This is a genomic window from Sphingobacterium sp. NPDC055346, from assembly GCF_053645235.1.
In genome coordinates, this window is the sequence record NZ_JBSHMI010000006.1 from 277377 (window position 1) to 293201 (window position 15825).

Annotated in this window: 15 protein-coding genes; 6 read left to right on the plus strand and 9 right to left on the minus strand. The window is 40.2% G+C overall.

The annotated features are described in order from the left end of the window. The gene (locus ACWICE_RS14085) at positions 1–2304 is read left to right on the plus strand and encodes a GH92 family glycosyl hydrolase (protein ID WP_454298654.1); all 2304 of its coding nucleotides are present in this window, start codon (positions 1–3) and stop codon (positions 2302–2304) included. 73 nt (positions 2305–2377) lie between these two features. On the opposite strand, the gene ACWICE_RS14090 is transcribed toward ACWICE_RS14085, so the two are convergent. From ACWICE_RS14090 to ACWICE_RS14115, 6 genes are all read right to left on the minus strand, one after another. Further along, positions 2378–3016 carry a hypothetical protein gene (locus ACWICE_RS14090; RefSeq protein ID WP_185213736.1) on the minus strand — a complete coding sequence of 213 codons (639 nt, stop codon included), beginning with the start codon at positions 3014–3016 and terminating at the stop codon, positions 2378–2380. 122 nt (positions 3017–3138) lie between these two features. After that, the gene (locus ACWICE_RS14095; protein WP_185213737.1) at positions 3139–3645 is read right to left on the minus strand and encodes an STM3941 family protein; all 507 of its coding nucleotides are present in this window, start codon (positions 3643–3645) and stop codon (positions 3139–3141) included. Positions 3646–3660: 15 nt separating this feature from the next. Then, positions 3661–4044, minus strand: a complete 384-nt coding sequence (locus ACWICE_RS14100) for a DoxX family protein (RefSeq protein ID WP_454292063.1) — start codon at positions 4042–4044, stop codon at positions 3661–3663. A gap of 52 nt (positions 4045–4096) precedes the next feature. Further along, on the minus strand, positions 4097–5431 hold the full coding sequence (locus tag ACWICE_RS14105; protein ID WP_237219556.1) for an ankyrin repeat domain-containing protein: 1335 nt from the start codon (positions 5429–5431) through the stop codon (positions 4097–4099). Positions 5432–5443: 12 nt separating this feature from the next. Beyond that, the gene (locus tag ACWICE_RS14110) at positions 5444–6634 is read right to left on the minus strand and encodes an ankyrin repeat domain-containing protein (RefSeq protein WP_454292061.1); all 1191 of its coding nucleotides are present in this window, start codon (positions 6632–6634) and stop codon (positions 5444–5446) included. 25 nt (positions 6635–6659) lie between these two features. Beyond that, a complete protein-coding gene (locus tag ACWICE_RS14115; protein WP_454298621.1) occupies positions 6660–7406 on the minus strand; it encodes a hypothetical protein in 747 nt (248 codons plus the stop codon). A gap of 338 nt (positions 7407–7744) precedes the next feature. Between ACWICE_RS14115 and ACWICE_RS14120 the strand changes: the two genes are divergently transcribed. Further along, a complete protein-coding gene (locus ACWICE_RS14120) occupies positions 7745–8533 on the plus strand; it encodes a phosphatase PAP2 family protein (RefSeq protein ID WP_454298622.1) in 789 nt (262 codons plus the stop codon). A gap of 2 nt (positions 8534–8535) precedes the next feature. On the opposite strand, the gene ACWICE_RS14125 is transcribed toward ACWICE_RS14120, so the two are convergent. Both ACWICE_RS14125 and ACWICE_RS14130 read right to left on the minus strand, forming a co-directional pair. Continuing rightward, on the minus strand, positions 8536–9042 hold the full coding sequence (locus ACWICE_RS14125) for a hypothetical protein (RefSeq protein ID WP_185218351.1): 507 nt from the start codon (positions 9040–9042) through the stop codon (positions 8536–8538). Between the two features lie 47 nt (positions 9043–9089). After that, on the minus strand, positions 9090–9779 hold the full coding sequence (locus ACWICE_RS14130) for a carboxylesterase family protein (protein ID WP_185218350.1): 690 nt from the start codon (positions 9777–9779) through the stop codon (positions 9090–9092). Between the two features lie 214 nt (positions 9780–9993). On the opposite strand from ACWICE_RS14130, the gene ACWICE_RS14135 reads away from it, so the two are divergent. The 4 genes from ACWICE_RS14135 (at position 9994) to ACWICE_RS14150 (ending at position 15054) form a co-directional block, all read left to right on the plus strand. Beyond that, the gene (locus tag ACWICE_RS14135; RefSeq protein ID WP_185213745.1) at positions 9994–10389 is read left to right on the plus strand and encodes a c-type cytochrome; all 396 of its coding nucleotides are present in this window, start codon (positions 9994–9996) and stop codon (positions 10387–10389) included. 14 nt (positions 10390–10403) lie between these two features. After that, positions 10404–10679 (plus strand): SelT/SelW/SelH family protein, encoded by a 276-nt coding sequence (locus ACWICE_RS14140; RefSeq protein ID WP_454298623.1) that lies wholly within the window; start codon positions 10404–10406, stop codon positions 10677–10679. A 104-nt stretch (positions 10680–10783) separates the two neighbouring features. Continuing rightward, complete coding sequence (locus tag ACWICE_RS14145) at positions 10784–12010, plus strand: metallophosphoesterase family protein (protein ID WP_454298624.1); 1227 nt, start codon at positions 10784–10786, stop codon at positions 12008–12010. Positions 12011–12012: 2 nt separating this feature from the next. Next, the gene (locus tag ACWICE_RS14150) at positions 12013–15054 is read left to right on the plus strand and encodes an SbcC/MukB-like Walker B domain-containing protein (RefSeq protein WP_454298625.1); all 3042 of its coding nucleotides are present in this window, start codon (positions 12013–12015) and stop codon (positions 15052–15054) included. Between the two features lie 101 nt (positions 15055–15155). Here the strand turns inward: ACWICE_RS14150 and ACWICE_RS14155 are convergent, their stop codons facing one another. After that, entirely contained in the window at positions 15156–15692 is a 537-nt protein-coding gene (locus ACWICE_RS14155) for a hypothetical protein (RefSeq protein WP_313261851.1), read from the minus strand. Positions 15693–15825: the final 133 nt, after the last annotated feature.

A 15825-nucleotide genomic window follows, 5' to 3' on the forward strand; every position in this document is an offset into this window, starting at 1 on the left:
ATGAAAAAGAACTATATGAATTTTGCCAAGGTATTGGCTTTTATGGTCATTCCGGTATTATCGAATGCCCAGCAGCCAAACCTGAGTCAATACGTCAAACCATTGATCGGTACGGCTAAAATGGGGCATACTTTCCCTGGAGCAACGGTTCCTTTTGGGTCGGTACAATTGAGCCCGGAGACAGATACCATCCCTTATGCAGTCAATGGACAGTACACAGGTGATGTATATAAATACTGTGCAGGATATCAATACGATGATCCAACCATTGTTGGTTTCAGTCATACGCATTTCTCGGGAACAGGACATTCCGATCTTGGCGATATATTGGTGATGCCAACTCAAGGAAAGGTGCAATTGAACCCAGGGACAGCCGATAGGCCACAAGATGGGTATAGATCGGCATATAGCCATGATAATGAAATTGCCGAAGCCAATTACTATAAAGTGAAACTGGATAAGCATAATATTCAGGCGGAATTGACTACAAGTACCCGTGTTGGAGTTCATCGCTATACCTTTCCAGCTTCCGATCAATCCCATTTGATCTTAGACTTGACAGCGGGTATCTATAACTATGATGGCAAAAATGTTTGGACCGTGGTCAGGGTATTGAATGATTCCACCATAACAGGGTATAGGCAGACCAATGGTTGGGCAAGAACCCGAACCGTTTATTTTGCTATCAAAACTTCCAAAGCATTCAAAAATTATGGAGCGAAATATTTGGATAAAAATGTACAGTACAAAGGCTTTTGGCGGAAATTCAACCAAGAAGATAACTTTCCAGATCTAGCCGCACATAATATCAAGATGCATCTGGATTTTGATACCAAAAAGGGGGAGCAAGTGATGATGAAAGTGGCATTGAGTCCAGTGAGCATGAAGAATGCATTGGAAAATATGCAAGCAGAGACTCCAAACTGGAATTTTGAACAAATTGTAAACAAAGGGAAATCAGATTGGAATAAGGAGCTTGAGAAGTTTAAGGTCGATATGTTGAACAAAGAGGATCTGGTTAACTTTTATACCTCCGTTTATCATGCGAACCTGATGCCAACCGTATATATGGACCTAAATGGCGAGTATAAGGGTTTGGATCAAGAAATCCATAAAGCTGAGGGTTTTACGAATTACACCTCCTTTTCTTTATGGGATACCTTTAGGGCTTTTCATCCTTGGCTGAATTTGGTCGATCCGAAAAGAAATGCAGATATGGTTTCTTCGATGATGGCGCATCATGAACAGTCGGTCTTGAATATGTTGCCAATCTGGTCGCATTATGCGAATGAAAACTGGTGTATGAGTGGGTACCATTCGGTATCGGTGGTGGTAGACGCTATTATGAAAGGTGTATATAAAGGGGATGCGGAAGCTGCCTTGAATGCCTGTGTTGAAACGGCAAATGCAAGAAGATATGAAGGTATTGGGGATTACATCGACTTGGGCTATGTTCCGGATGATAAAAATGGGACTTCAGTGTCGAATACCTTGGAATATGCTTATGATGATTGGTGTATTGCTCAATTGGCAGAAAAATTGGGTAAGGCGGAAATCGCTGCAGAATTTAACAAACGCGCCGAGAATTGGAAGAACCTGTATGATGAGCGAATCGGTTTTATGCGTCCTAAAGATAGCAAAGGGGTGTTCAGAGAGAAGTTTGATGTGCTAGATACCCATGGGCAAGGTTTTATTGAGGGAAATACCTGGAATTACTCTTTATATGTACCACACCAACCAGTTCAATTGATGGAGACAATGGGCGGACAGAAACGATTTGAAACTTATTTGGATTCCTTGTTTACCATGCACCTTCCAGATAAGTATTTTGAAAATACCGAGGATATTACCCGTGAAGGCATCATTGGGAACTATGTGCATGGAAATGAACCGTCGCACCATGTTGCCTATCTGTATAATATCACCAAAAGCCCTTGGAAAGCTCAGGAAAGAATCAGACAGATTATTCGTAACCAATATCATAATGGTCCTGCTGGATTAGGAGGAAATGATGATTGCGGGCAAATGTCTGCTTGGTATCTCTTCAGTTCTTTGGGATTTTATCCTGTAGCGCCTGGAGATCCACATTATTGGTTGGGTAGTCCATTGGTAAAATCAGCTGAAGTACAATTGGATAATGGGAAGACCTTGAAGGTTTTTGCAAAGAACCAATCGGAGAAAAATGTATATGTGAGCAAGGTATTGTGGAATGGACAAGAGCTGAAAGATTTTAAGATTTCGCATGCCGATATTTCAAATGGAGGAGAGTTGCAGTTTGTAATGGCATCCAAACCTAAAAAATAATAAGAAATATAAAATTAAAAGATAAGGGGCGATGAATTTCATTGCCCCTTATCTGTGTTATGTAGTGTAGTTGTTATTCAGGTAAATTTCCTAACGCTAAATTATCCATGATCTTACCCACCTCGTCAATGCTGTATCCTTCTCCCTGTACCTTCATTAAGTATCTTTTTTTATGGAGCCATTCTATTTTTGAGGTCTGCTTATCGTAGTATTTTTCTTCTGTTAGTTTTGCTCTTTGACCTTTATATTCCATCGTTTTTTCGGTCATATCGTCCGTGATTCTTTCCGAATCCTGGTTGAAACCATAAAATGCGAGACCAGTAATAGAGCTTGCCGCTTCACCAGCTCCGTCCAAGATGGATACTTCAATTGTTTTTGTAGCACCTTCGTCTTGATAGGTCGCATTTGCACTGGAGATCCCAATGGATGCAGATTCACCTAGGTTGATGGAAGTCCTTTTCAAGCCTTCTAATGTTTCAGGTAGGACCTTTTTTAATTCATCGTTACTTACAGGTGTCTTTTCTTTTAAGGCATTCATCTGAACTTCAATATCCTTCATGGCTTTTTCAAGACCACTTAGACCTTTGATGGCCTCGCCGGCATTGCTTAGGTTCTCAATAACCCCCGTATCTTCTGAATCCCCCTCTTCCTCTGAATTATTCGAACTGCCACATGCGACAAATAGACTGCATCCCAGAACTAGTGATGCCATAAAAAACTGTTTTTTCATATTAGGATAGATTTTGTTTCTAACAAATCTAAAATAATAAAAGAGTTAGGGACAGAAAATATTGGAAATTACCTGTATACAGGTATCGATATCAGGTAATCTCCCTAAAGGTTTAAATATTTTCCGATAGCTGCGGACATTTCTTCTGGAGAACCATCAACTTCGGCAATGGAAATACGGATGACTCCTTTCATGCCTTTTAGATAGGTGTCACGGACAAAGAAGTTATTCATTCTGTCGGCATATTTCTTGGGGTCCTTGACATGGATGTCTAGGTAGTTTCCATGGAAATTGATATCTACTAAATCATCCCATTCAATTAATTCCGCTGCCTTAGCAATCGGCGTCGTATTGGACGTTATTCCATTTGTGCCAATACTTAGGGCGATTTCATCAGCTTTTTTGCCAAATAACTTCATGTAGGTAAAAGCCCCAAAGCCCAATATGGCAATAAATATACTGCCATATTTCCCCATCGAAACCACGTAGGATGATGTGTCTACAAACCATTTATAGTATGCAAAACCTAAGCCTGCAATTCCCAATAGCAGAAATATCATGGCCATATTGTTTAGTTTTTTCTGATTGTATTTAAAGTTTGTCAATTCCATTGTTTTATAGTTTAATTATACCTTGTCTATTGAATATTTTCCAGCCCCAGTGAAAAAGAGGCTTGCCGAAACAAACAGCATAGCTAGAGCCGGTGTCATAAGGTCTATGCTATCGCCATTAGGGAAGTGAACCATGAAAATGGCGATCAAAAAGTTTATAAAAATAATTGCTGCGGAAAGCTTTGTTTGCCAACCAATCAACATTAGGAAGCCAGCGATCATCTGTACAGCAACTGAGGTAATAGCAGAAACCATTGGGAATGGGAATTTATATTTTCCCAAAAAGCCAGCAAATTCCTGCATATGGTCCCAGCTGATCAGATTATCCGATACGCCGTACATAAGCCTTAAGCCTATGAAAATTCGAAGAAGAAGGATTCCAATTGATGTGTTGGTCATAAATAACTTTTTCCCAATGCAACATGAATTAGTTAAAAATGTTTTTACAATTTTAACCTGCTAATATCTTTTTCTTTTCAGCATCAAATTCTTCCTGTGTCAAAATGCCGGCATCCATTAGGTCCTTTAGGTCCATCAGGGCTTTTTTCTTATCCACTGGTGCTGCTGCGCTTGCCGCTGGACTTGGTGCTGCGGTATTTGCTTGCTCCTTTCCTTGGGTAGATCCAAATTGGATCAGCAAGGCCGTGATTTCGTTGAAACCCTTGATGTTGGAGTAATCGATCGCTTTTTGCTCTTTTACATTGACCAATTGCGGGTCAGCATTGTTTTCTAAAAGGAATTTGAGCACATCTTTTTTGCCATTTGCTGCGGCATAGTGCAGGGCTGTATTTCCTGACTCGTCCTGTTGATTGATATTGGCACCACGTTCAATCAGTAATTTGACCATACTTAGGTGTCCATTCTTAACGGCATGTTGTAGCAAACTTTCCCCACCTTGGGATTCATTGACATTAAAATTGAATTGGGCATCTATAGACAGGTTGTTGTTGGTTTCTACAAAGTCCAGATATCCATACATGGCTTGGCTGTTTCCGGTGACTGGTCGGCTGTGGTTTACATCCAGGCCGTTATCAAGAAGCAGGGAGACGATTTCTTTTTGGTTATGGCTGCAGGCATACCAAATAGGAGAAACTCCTTCAGAACTGCTAATTGATACATCAGCACCATTTTCTAACAGGGTCTTAACCATGGCTTTGTTGCCTTCGTAACATGCAACCAAGATGGCCGATTCGCCAAATTGATTGATCTGATTGACATCTGCCCCGTTTTCCAATAACAGATCAACCATAGGGAGGTGCCTGTTCTTTACGGCAATTAATAAAGGCGTGTTTCCTGATTTGTTGCTAGCTTCTGGCTTAGCACCATTCTCAAGTAGGATTTTGGCTGCCTCAAGGCTTCTGTTCAAAACGGCTAGCATCAAAGGACTTTCGGTACTGTTGTTTAATGCATTGACGTCAAGTCCTTTTTCGATCAAGGTCTTGAGGACATCGGCTTGACCAGTTGAAGCTGTCAAATGAAGGAGGCTGTTGCCTTTGAGGTCATTGATGTCAACCCTTGCATCTTCTTCAATCAGATATATGGCCGTTTGTTTCTGCTTTTGGAGACATGCGAAGAATAGGGGAGTTTCACCCTGTTGATCCTCATAATCCAGTTCAGCACCTTTTTCTGCCAATAATTTGACCAGGTCAAGGTAGCCACGATGTGCCGCATAATGCATGGCGGTTCTGCCTTTTTCATCTGTATACTTGACATCGACTTCATTGTTCTCTAATAGTAATTCGGCTATTTTACGTTTGCCGCCCTCACAGGCGATAATAAATGACATGGACATAATTTCTTAGTTTTCTTTTTGTTGAGCGATTAATAGCAGTTCGACGGTCTTTGCTTTTAAATTATCTTCCGAAGCAATCATCATGGCTGATTGTTCCTTATTGTTCAGGATGCTGGCTGTTGCCCCGTTATCCAATAGGAATTTTACTTTTTTGTAAGTTTCCTTGGCAGCATTTTGATCATAGTTGCTGTCCTTCATAACGACTTTATGTAATAAGGTGTTGCCCAAGTCGTCCTGTTCATTGATGTCCGGTTGAGCGGCCTTAAAAACCTGTTCAAAAAATGGTGCTTTTTTCTCGGCGATCCAATGCCAGGCAGAAAGCTGTTTATCGTAATGGGGGGCGGTGTTGTTTAAATCTGCACCATCTTCAATCATCTGCAAAATTAATTCCGTGTTATCCGCACCATCTGCCACTCTAAGGTGGGCGTGGAGGGCTTTTTCGCCACGTTTGTTGGATTGTTCGAAATCCATGCCCTCATATTCTGAAAGCTGTTTGTATTGTTCAAAATCATGCTTATGTGCAACGGCAATAAAGAATGCTGAATTTCCCTCATGATCTTGTTGGTTCGGGCTTGCTCCATTCTGCAACAGATTTTCCAAAACATGTTTATTGTTGCTCTCCAAGGCGACGTGCAAGGAAGTTTTGCCAACCTTGTTTGCTTCGTTTACATCTAAACCTTCTTTAAGGAATATGTCAATATAACGATTTATCTGTTCGGGAGTTATGCCATGTTTTCTAATGCTAATGTTCAGCAAATTGTCCTCCGCTTGGTTCTTGAAATCAACCCTACAGCCAGCATCAATTAAGGCTTGTATAATTTGCGGATCGGCTGCATTCTCAGCAGCGAAACTGATCAAGGTCTGTCCGGCTACTTCATCATTGATGTTTTCAGCTTGTTCTAATAGATCCTTGAAAAATGAAATAAATATTTCATCTGGATTTTTAACTCGGATCAATTTAGAAAAAATACTTTCATCAATTTTATCGAGCATATAGATGTCCTTCTCGATTTCATTGTTCTGAAACATAAGGCTAATTAGTTCGTAGCCTTTTTTTCTGATTAGGGTATCGTAAAGCTGGGAATAATCGTAGGCATGTTGGCTGTGGGGGATTCTTTCGCCTTGGTTGTACAATTCAACGGCGTTGTCGAAGTTGCCACTGTCAATGGCCTGAATTAACGGAGTCTTTTCAAACATAGGATATAGTTTAATTATGTTGTTTTTATTCGTTATTAGCTGATTTTGTGAATTCAATAAGTTCTTGAGCCGACCAAGGACTCCAAATTAATAAAACGTTGTTTTGAAGATTTGCTGTATCTCTCACGATATTTATTATTCTCTGATTTAACAAAAGAGCCAATGGTTCGTAAGGATTGTCTTGAAAATGCTTGGAAATTAATTCCTGGCCTTCAGCAGAAAGTTCGATCCGTAATTCCTGGTCTTTGGCCTCTATGGAAACGAAGTGCATAGGATCCACCAATGCTACTTGGCTGAGTTGTATGTTTTGAGGCATAAAGCTATCAAAGGCTTTGGCCACATAGATGCCGTTTTGGCGTTCTACAGTGAAAAATTCAAAGGGTCTTGATTGATCAGGGGTTCCAACGATTTTTACCCCTGATGATAGTCTGTTGCCTGCTATATAGATTTCGTCATATAAGCTTTCAATCTGTTTTTCGAATGATTTAAATGTTGATTTATCGGCTTCATAGATAGAGTCGGCATCCATTACGCTGAATTTTTGGAGGTCAGCTTCAGAATAGAATTGCATTAGCAAGGATATTAACCTCCTTTCAATTTCTAAATCAGCATATTTCTTTTCGTAGTCCAAAAACATTTCCGTGTTTTTTGCCTCGGTAGCTATGTTTTCAGGCCTATAAGGTGCAATGGCTTCGAAAAGTTGATCTAATATTCCCATTTTCTTTAAGAACTGGGTTGCCTGGGTATCATTTGAATTCGGGGGATTGCTCATGTTTAAAAAAAATAGGATTATCTATGTTTAGCTGTATTACCTTAAAGCTACATGATGAATGTCTGAAATGGTAGAAATATTGTGCCGAAGTATGGTTGAATTATATAAATGAACCAGTTTTGAATACTGTGAAGGCTATTTTGCTGAATTAAATAAGATTGTGTTTTTTCTTTTAACATGTAGATTGTAGGTGACTTACGAAAAAATACCTTGTCTTGGGTATTTCCTTTATTGCAATTTAATAATATATTAGTTTTTATAATTTAAATATTGAATAATAAGACAATAAATTATAATAAATAACAATTATTAGCCTGTAGATCTAATCTATTTCTTATATGAAGTCATCATTGGAGCCTGGAATGCTGTTTCTGCGTATATTCATTCTATTCATATTGCATTTCAATGGAAATTGCTGTTTCTGTCAGCAAGACAGTGTACTCGCTCAGTTAAATCAGGTTAAGCGAAGTAGTTTTTCAAAATTGATGTTGAATGAGGGATTGATAGCTCCTATTGGTTTTATTAGTTATGGTGTTACTTCAGTTAAAAACCCTTACTTGCAGAAACAGAATGAATTAATAAAAGATAATTTACAGTCTGCGCGACCAATTAGGATAAGGATAGATGATTTTACCCAATATGCTGCCACTGGATCTTATTTTGCTTTTGATCTCATGGGTATAAGGGCGAAGCATGATTTTAAATCAAGGTTGTTCGTGGCATCTGTAGCCCATATTATCATGGGGAGTTCAGTGAATCTATTGAAAAAGAGTGTTCCGATTATGCGACCTGACTTCTCAGCCTCGAACTCTTTTCCCTCAGGACATACCGCTACAGCATTTGTGGGAGCAGAACTGATTTGGCAAGAGTATAGCCATCAGTCTGCTTGGTATGGAATAGGGGCTTATACCATTGCTGCTGGGACAGGATTTTTCAGGATGTACAATAATCGGCATTGGCTGTCAGATGTAGTAATGGGGGCAGGCATAGGGATATTGAGCACGAAAATGGCTTACTGGATGCTGCCAAAGTTAGAGGAGCGCATCCAAAAAAGGAAGCACCCATATTTGTTAATGCCTTCATACAACGGAAAACAGTTTATGTTGAGCTTTGCGAGCAGTCTCTAGGCTTAAAGATTGATGCTATCATATGCCCAGTGTAAAAGTGCCTGTCTCTGCTTTGGACGACATTGAAAATCACCAAATGTACAATTGCCTTTTACTTGGGCAATATGTCTTTTAAAAGCTTTCCAACGTTTGATCTGTCTTTCATCGTCTTCAGATCTTCGACCCATAAAATATCTGCAGTACCACTGGAACCACCCTCGAGGATCTTGGGGGTGTATCCAGCCTTTTCTTTGCCATTCTGATAGAGGCTGGGAAGCCTTTATTTTAAAGAAATTTAGGCTAGGGTCTCCAGCATTGCTTTCACCTTTATACAGCTTCGCATGTTCAAACCATTCTTTAGGGAATTCATTTCGACAGTCATTGAGGTACTTGCCATTGAAGACGCCTAATTCAAGCATTTCCTGTGGGCTTAACTGAGGTTGGAATTCTGGGTCAAAGTTTTTGCCCATAGGTTCCGTAAGCTCATAGGAATAGTCTTTTTGCATACTATCGTAGACATGGATCAGCATAGTTTTTGTTAAAGTTGTTCTTAACTTAATTTATATCAAAATATTGATTAAGAGCCTTTGCTGTGTTTGAACATGAAGTCGTAAATCTTTTCTCCATGGAATAATCGTTCGACGCTTCCATGGGTTCCACCTGGTATGATGGTGAGGGTTGCATCGGCGTTTTTGTTGCATTTTTTGATGGCATTGTAGATCTTTTTGGATTCAGAAGCCGGGACAGCGCGGTCGGCACTTCCATGTTGAATCCAAAGCGGGACCTGGGTCAGGTTGCAGGCGTAACTCACGGTTCCGCCGCCACAGATAGCGACTGCTGCCGCAAATCGGTCTGGGTATTTTCCGGCAACATCCATGGTGCCATAGCCACCCATGCTCATGCCGCAAACATACACTCTGTGTTCATCAGCTGGATAGTCCTTAAGGACAGCATCCAATACGTCGATAACTTTGTCTGGGTCCCAGCCATTGGAGGTCTGAGGCGCAACGATAATGGCTTCAAGGTCTTTTCCTCTTTCAATTGCCCTTAATACGCCGTAACGCTTAACACGGTTTAAGTCATGGCCTGAAAGGCTTCGGCCGTGCAAAAAGACAATAACGGGCAGTTTTTCATTCTTTTCGATGTTTTCTGGAGTTCTTACCCAATAGGAATACCCTGTTTTGGATTTAATCGCCTTTAGTTGGGCAGAAGATGATAAGGTCATCGCCAAGAAAAAGCAGGTTAAGAGCAAAAAATGTTTGTACATAGCTATCGTTTCATGTTTTTGGCAAGAAGAGAGGCTTCGAGCCGGCTTGAATCAGTTAGAAATCAAGGCTCGCAAGATAAAAACAAAGAAGTTTTAAACCAAATGATGTGCTATAAGTGCTTGTTGTGTAGTGTTCTATATTTTTTCATGACATTTATATTACAATTCTATGTATTTTTTATTAAATTGCTGTACCATTAAAAATCAAAGAGATATGAAGAGAAAAGCTATCACACTGTTAAGTTTATTTGCCTTGGTCATTGGCTTGAGTGCATTTCATATTGGGGGACAGGAGGAAAGACCTCAGAATTTAAAAGTACTTCCAAAGAACATCAGCCATGAAGAGTTGGATAGCACCATGAAATCTTTCAATATGGCATTAGGCGTGAAGTGTAACCATTGTCATGCCCCTAAGCCTAACGGTGAGAAAGGTTTGGACTTTGCTTCAGATGCGAATCCGAAGAAAGATATTGCGAGACATATGATCAAAATGACTAAACAGATCAATAAAAAACATTTCAAGCATGCCTATGATGGGGTGGTTTACAATATATCCTGTAATACCTGTCATAACGGAAAAACCGAAGCGTTTACTGTTGTTAAACAATAAGTTGTATTAATCTATTGAAAGCAACAGTTCGCATAACTTACTGTCCCAAATGTGGTTGGATGCTCCGGGCTGCCTATATGGCTCAGGAGCTTCTGACCACTTTTGTTGATGACCTGCACTCGGTAAACTTGGAGCCTAGCGACATCAGTGGTCGTTACACGGTTTTCGTTGATGATGAAATAATTTTTGACAGAAAACGCGAAGGCCGTTTCCCGGAAATCAAAGAACTTAAGCAATTGGTTCGCAATAGGGTTAATCCCGAAAAAGACCTTGGTCACTCCGATCGTTAAGGTAATCGAGAGCGGGTAAAGACGCTAAATCTTTCACATTTCTTAACCCTTTACAAAAAGAAAAATCTGTATTTTTAACTTTCACCATAACAGATTTATCGTAAATGCGCATATTACATACAGCAGATTGGCATCTGGGTAAAAAGCTTGATTTCTTTTCTAGGATCGAAGAGCAGAAAGAAGTCTTGGACGAAATTTGTCAGATTGCCGACCGCGAAGAAGTTGACCTTGTTGTCGTTTCTGGAGATCTTTATGATACTTTTAATCCCCCAGTAGAAGCAACCGAATTACTTTATCGAACTTTAAAACGTCTTTCCAAGAATGGGAAAAGACCTGTTATTGCCATTGCTGGCAACCATGATTCGCCGGATCGCATTGATTCGCCGGATTCATTGGCCAGGGAATTGGGGATATTCTTCTTTGGACAACCCAGTCTGAAGATCAATCCAATTGCCGTAGAAGGCAGTTTCGATGTGATCCGGGTAGATGAAGGCTTTTTGGAGATTAAGCTGCCTAAGTATTATTATCCCATTCGGATCTTGAGTACTGCATTTGCTAATGAGATCCGATTGAAGCAATATTTGGGAGATACGGATAAGGCAAGTCAGTTACAGGAGTTATTGAAAAAGAAGTGGCAGGATACTGCTGATCAATATTGTGATACTTATGGGGTTAATTTATTGACCACGCATCTTTATATGTTGAAAAGAGGTGCTGAGGTATTGGAGGAGCCTGAAGGTGAAAAACCATTACGCCTAGGTTTTGCTGATCTGGTGTATTCAGACAGCATCCCTTCGCAGATACAATATACCGCCTTAGGACATTTGCATAAATTCCATGAAATTGGGCAGGGAACTGCGCCTGTGATCTATCCTGGGAGTCCATTAGCTTATTCTTTTTCCGAAAGTGGACAAACTAAACAGGTTATTATCGTTGATTTGGAGCCTAATAGAATTGCCCAGTATAGGACCGTGCATCTGGAGAAAGGACGACCATTGGTGCGAGTAAGGTTCAATGATATTGACGAGGCCGTTAAATGGTTGCACGATAATCCCAGTGTTTTAGTAGAGCTAACCTTGGAGTCTGTTAACTTTTTAAGTTCGACTGATCTAAAGCGTGTCCATGAAGCTCACAATGGTATTATCCATGTCATCCCAGTATTGAGTAAAAAACAGGAGTTGCAAAATGGGCGGCCAAGTGTAAACCTGGATCAAGATATGAAGGACCTGTTCAAGGATTATTTCAAATCGAAATATGGACAGGAGCCCAATGAAGAATTAATGACCCTATTTAACGAGGTCGCAGCAAATACCTTAGAAAAAGAAGATTAAGTATGTTGCCATTATTTTTAAGTATTGAAGGGTTATATTCCTATCAAGAAAAACAATCTATAGATTTTACAGAATTAACGGAAGCGGGGTTATTTGGAATCTTCGGTAAGGTTGGTTCTGGAAAGTCATCCATATTGGAAGCCATCAGTTTTGCGCTGTATGGTGATACTGAACGCCTGAATAAGACGGATAAGCGCGCTTATAATATGATGAACCTAAAGTCTAATCAAGCGATGATAGTCTTTGAGTTCCTGAACTTTGAAAAGCGTAAATTCCGATTTGTTGCTCAATGGAGGCGAAGAAAGAATTTTGATGATACCACCCCGATTGAACGTACCGCCTATGAATGGATTGATGGAGAATGGGTGCCTATGGAATCTGCTGATGGAGCCTTGGTAACCAATTTATCCTATGCAAACTTCAGAAGGACCATCATCATTCCACAAGGGCAGTTCAAGGAGTTTTTGGAATTGAAGGGAAAGGACCGTTCCGAAATGATGAAGGAGATCTTTTACCTCAATAAATTTGATCTTGGTCCCAAGGTTGGTTTTCTACAGGCTGGCAATAATAGGAAGCTCGAAAATCTAAAAGGTGCTCTATCAGGATTTGAAAGCATTTCAACGGAGGTCCTCAATCAGAAGAAACTGGAAGTTGAGGAGGCTAAAAAGACGCTTGAGATTACAAGAACTGATTATCATGAGCTGCAACAAAAGGTTCAGTCCTTGCAGGAATATAGGGATAAAGGTATTGAACTGCATCAAAAGGAGGCTCAGTTCAATGAGCTGAATAGCAAAAAGGAGCGGGTTCAGCAGCAGGAAGCTGAGGTCAATCGATATGAAAGAACCTCTCAGGCGTTTAAGGAGCCTTTGAATTATCTACAATCATTAAATGTGGAAAGGGAGACCCTGATCCATAAGATCGAGAATTTTCAGGTGGTTAAAGAACGTCAGGTGCGGGAGATCGATGTCTTTGAGAAGGAAATAGCTTCTGTTCAGCATGATTACCTTAATCTCAATGTATTCAGGGCTAAAACCGAAGATTATAAAAGGCTGATCCAGATCAAGGAGAATGATAAGAAGGAAAAGGAACTGGAAACGCGATTGACAAAGGGAACTCCTTTTGTAGAAAGAACGAAAGAAGCTGAGGTCAATCTTGCCAAGAAGTTGGAAGAGGCTGAGGAAAGGCTAGAGGCTTTGAAATCAGAGAAAATCGATACTTCTCAATTGATTGAAATGGAAAAATGGTACCATAAGAAGGATACCATCGAACAGCAACAGAATAATTCTAATAAACTGTTGGAGCAATTGACCCAAGAGGCAGAGGTAGAACAAGGCCAGTTCAATAAGTTGGGTTATACCGAGGACAACTGGGAGCAGATGATAGGGAATGAGCTGAAATTGATTGAAAACGATCTGAATAAGTTGAGGGAGCAAGAGACCCATCTGCAGGTTCAAGCGAAATTGAGTCGATTTGCTACTGAGCTTCAGTCAGGTATGCCTTGTCCGCTTTGTGGGGCGTTAGATCATCCTGAACCTATGGTGGCAACACATGTGCAGGAAGAGCTGAATAAAATAACGCAAGAAAAATATAGTTTGGATGGAAAAAGGACTGAGTTTCAAAAGCTAAAAGAACAGCTGACAAGGACCAGTATTTCCCTTTATACCAAAAGGACAAGTTTAGAACAGTTGCAGAAAGATAATGATGGGCATTCCAGTAATTTGAATGAGCATCTGTCAGCATTCTCATGGTCTGGCTATTCCTCAGAAGATACAGATGCTTTCGAGGCTCAGAAAGAGCGTGTTAAGCAAAGTGAACAGATTACCTCAGGTCTAGAAGCTGAAATCAAGCAGATGCGTTTAGATCTGCAAAAGAGCAGGGAGAATATCCAGAAGTTTGAGAAGGAACTGGATAGCATCAAAGCTGAGATAGCCGTTGTGAAGGGGGTAAGTTTGCACAGTAGGAACTCGCTTCAGCAATTGAATTTTGAGGAATTCACTGAAGTTGATCTTGAAGAGGTGAAAAGATTGAAGTTGCACCTTGACCAACGGGTTTTACAGATTGAGGGTGATTATTTGACCCTGAACCAAAAACTGAATACTTACAAGACAAAACTGGCGGAGATCGCTGGTCAATATAGTGCTGCGAAAGAGCAGTTGAGCAATTTCAACCAGCAGATCAAGGTAAGGCAGGAACAACTTGCCAAATTATTGCGTGAATATCAGTTTGCAGACATTACCCAAGTGCAGCATATTATTCAGAGGCCAATGCCAGTGGAGCAATTACGTAAGGAAATTCAACAGTTCTACGTAAGGTTGGAGGTCCTAGAGACTCAGATCAACTCGTTAAGAGAGTTCTTGAAAGATAGAGATTTCTCCGAAGATGAATTGGAAACAAGCAGCAAGTTATTTGAATTCAAAAAAGAGGAGCTTGAACTGCAGTTGTCTTTGACGGGCGGATTAGAAAAAGAATTAGCTCACCTGACTTTAGAGATAGGTAAGAAAGAGAAGTTAATGGAAGAGTTTGATCAACTGAATGCTAGAGCTGCAAATTTAAAGGTACTGGAGAACCTGTTTAAAGGAAATGGATTTGTGAATTATGTTTCCAGCATCCACTTGAGGCAGATGTGCGAAATGGCAAATGACCGTTTCCATCGGTTGACCAGAAACCAACTTAGCCTTACCATCAACGAGAACAATGAGTTTGAGGTGATCGACTACCTCAATAATGGCTATAGACGCTCTGTGAAGACCTTATCCGGAGGGCAGAGTTTCCAGGCTTCACTTTGTTTAGCATTAGCATTGGCTGAAAATATTCAGTCCCTGAATAAATCAGACAGAAACTTCTTCTTTATTGACGAAGGATTCGGTACCCAAGATTCGGAAAGCATCAATACCGTTTTTGATACCCTGCAATATTTACATCATGAAAATAGGGTAGTGGGGATAATCTCCCATGTCGACGAATTGAAGGAACGAATTCCGAGGTCTGTTTCGGTGGAGAAAGATCAGGAATTGGGAAGTAAGGTGAAAGCATCATGGAATTAATCAATTCCATGATATAGCATAAAATATGAAGGTCCCGTAAGCACGGGACCTTCATCAATTAAACATATAACCACTAACTAATAAAAAACCTTAATCACTATTTATCCATTTGAACTTTCTACGCTTGTAGTCTCTTGTGCTGGTTTTTCCACCGGCTTACGGTCCATGTCTCTACGTTTCATCTGACGATGTTGCGTTCTGTCGCCACGGTCCATTCTGCCTTTGCGGTTTTCAGCCATATTATTCTTTAATATTTCTTGCTGTTCAGGAGTCAACAATTTCATGAACTCATCACGCTCAGCTTTCATTTCATTCTTGCGAGCCTCGCGGTCAGCTTTTCTAGTTTCTTGTTTTTCCTTCCATTTCTTTGCTTGGTCTAGGTTGTACGAATAAACATCTTGTTTTTGTTTATCAGTAAACTTCAATTCCTTGTCCAAGCGATCTGTTTTCATCTTAGCGATCTCTTCAGGGGTTTTATTTGTCATTTTACCCATTCTATCACCGCCACGAACATGTTTCCTGTGTTTCATCTCCTGACGTACTTCAGATCTATCTTTCTTTACGCTATCTTGTGTCTGAGCAGAAGCTGCAAAGCTTAATCCAGCAAATAAAGCAGCAAATGTTAATATCTTTTTCATAGTCTATCTATTTTTATTGTCCTTTTATTCTTTGAGCAAATCTGGAGGCAAACGTTTAAATCGAGTTTAGTTAAAGAATGTTAACGGATTCAAGATTGTGGCTGTTTCCTTTTTCGTTTTGCTTATTGGTAAG

Coding starts and splice junctions, on each gene's coding strand:
- ACWICE_RS14085 (WP_454298654.1), top strand. CDS start 1: ATGAAAAAGAACTATATGAATTTTGCCAAGGTATTGGCTTTTATGGTC.
- ACWICE_RS14090 (WP_185213736.1), bottom strand. CDS start 3,016: ATGGCATCACTAGTTCTGGGATGCAGTCTATTTGTCGCATGTGGCAGT.
- ACWICE_RS14095 (WP_185213737.1), bottom strand. CDS start 3,645: ATGGAATTGACAAACTTTAAATACAATCAGAAAAAACTAAACAATATG.
- ACWICE_RS14100 (WP_454292063.1), bottom strand. CDS start 4,044: ATGACCAACACATCAATTGGAATCCTTCTTCTTCGAATTTTCATAGGC.
- ACWICE_RS14105 (WP_237219556.1), bottom strand. CDS start 5,431: ATGTCATTTATTATCGCCTGTGAGGGCGGCAAACGTAAAATAGCCGAA.
- ACWICE_RS14110 (WP_454292061.1), bottom strand. CDS start 6,634: ATGTTTGAAAAGACTCCGTTAATTCAGGCCATTGACAGTGGCAACTTC.
- ACWICE_RS14115 (WP_454298621.1), bottom strand. CDS start 7,406: ATGAGCAATCCCCCGAATTCAAATGATACCCAGGCAACCCAGTTCTTA.
- ACWICE_RS14120 (WP_454298622.1), top strand. CDS start 7,745: ATGAAGTCATCATTGGAGCCTGGAATGCTGTTTCTGCGTATATTCATT.
- ACWICE_RS14125 (WP_185218351.1), bottom strand. CDS start 9,042: ATGCTGATCCATGTCTACGATAGTATGCAAAAAGACTATTCCTATGAG.
- ACWICE_RS14130 (WP_185218350.1), bottom strand. CDS start 9,779: ATGTACAAACATTTTTTGCTCTTAACCTGCTTTTTCTTGGCGATGACC.
- ACWICE_RS14135 (WP_185213745.1), top strand. CDS start 9,994: ATGAAGAGAAAAGCTATCACACTGTTAAGTTTATTTGCCTTGGTCATT.
- ACWICE_RS14145 (WP_454298624.1), top strand. CDS start 10,784: ATGCGCATATTACATACAGCAGATTGGCATCTGGGTAAAAAGCTTGAT.
- ACWICE_RS14150 (WP_454298625.1), top strand. CDS start 12,013: ATGTTGCCATTATTTTTAAGTATTGAAGGGTTATATTCCTATCAAGAA.
- ACWICE_RS14155 (WP_313261851.1), bottom strand. CDS start 15,692: ATGAAAAAGATATTAACATTTGCTGCTTTATTTGCTGGATTAAGCTTT.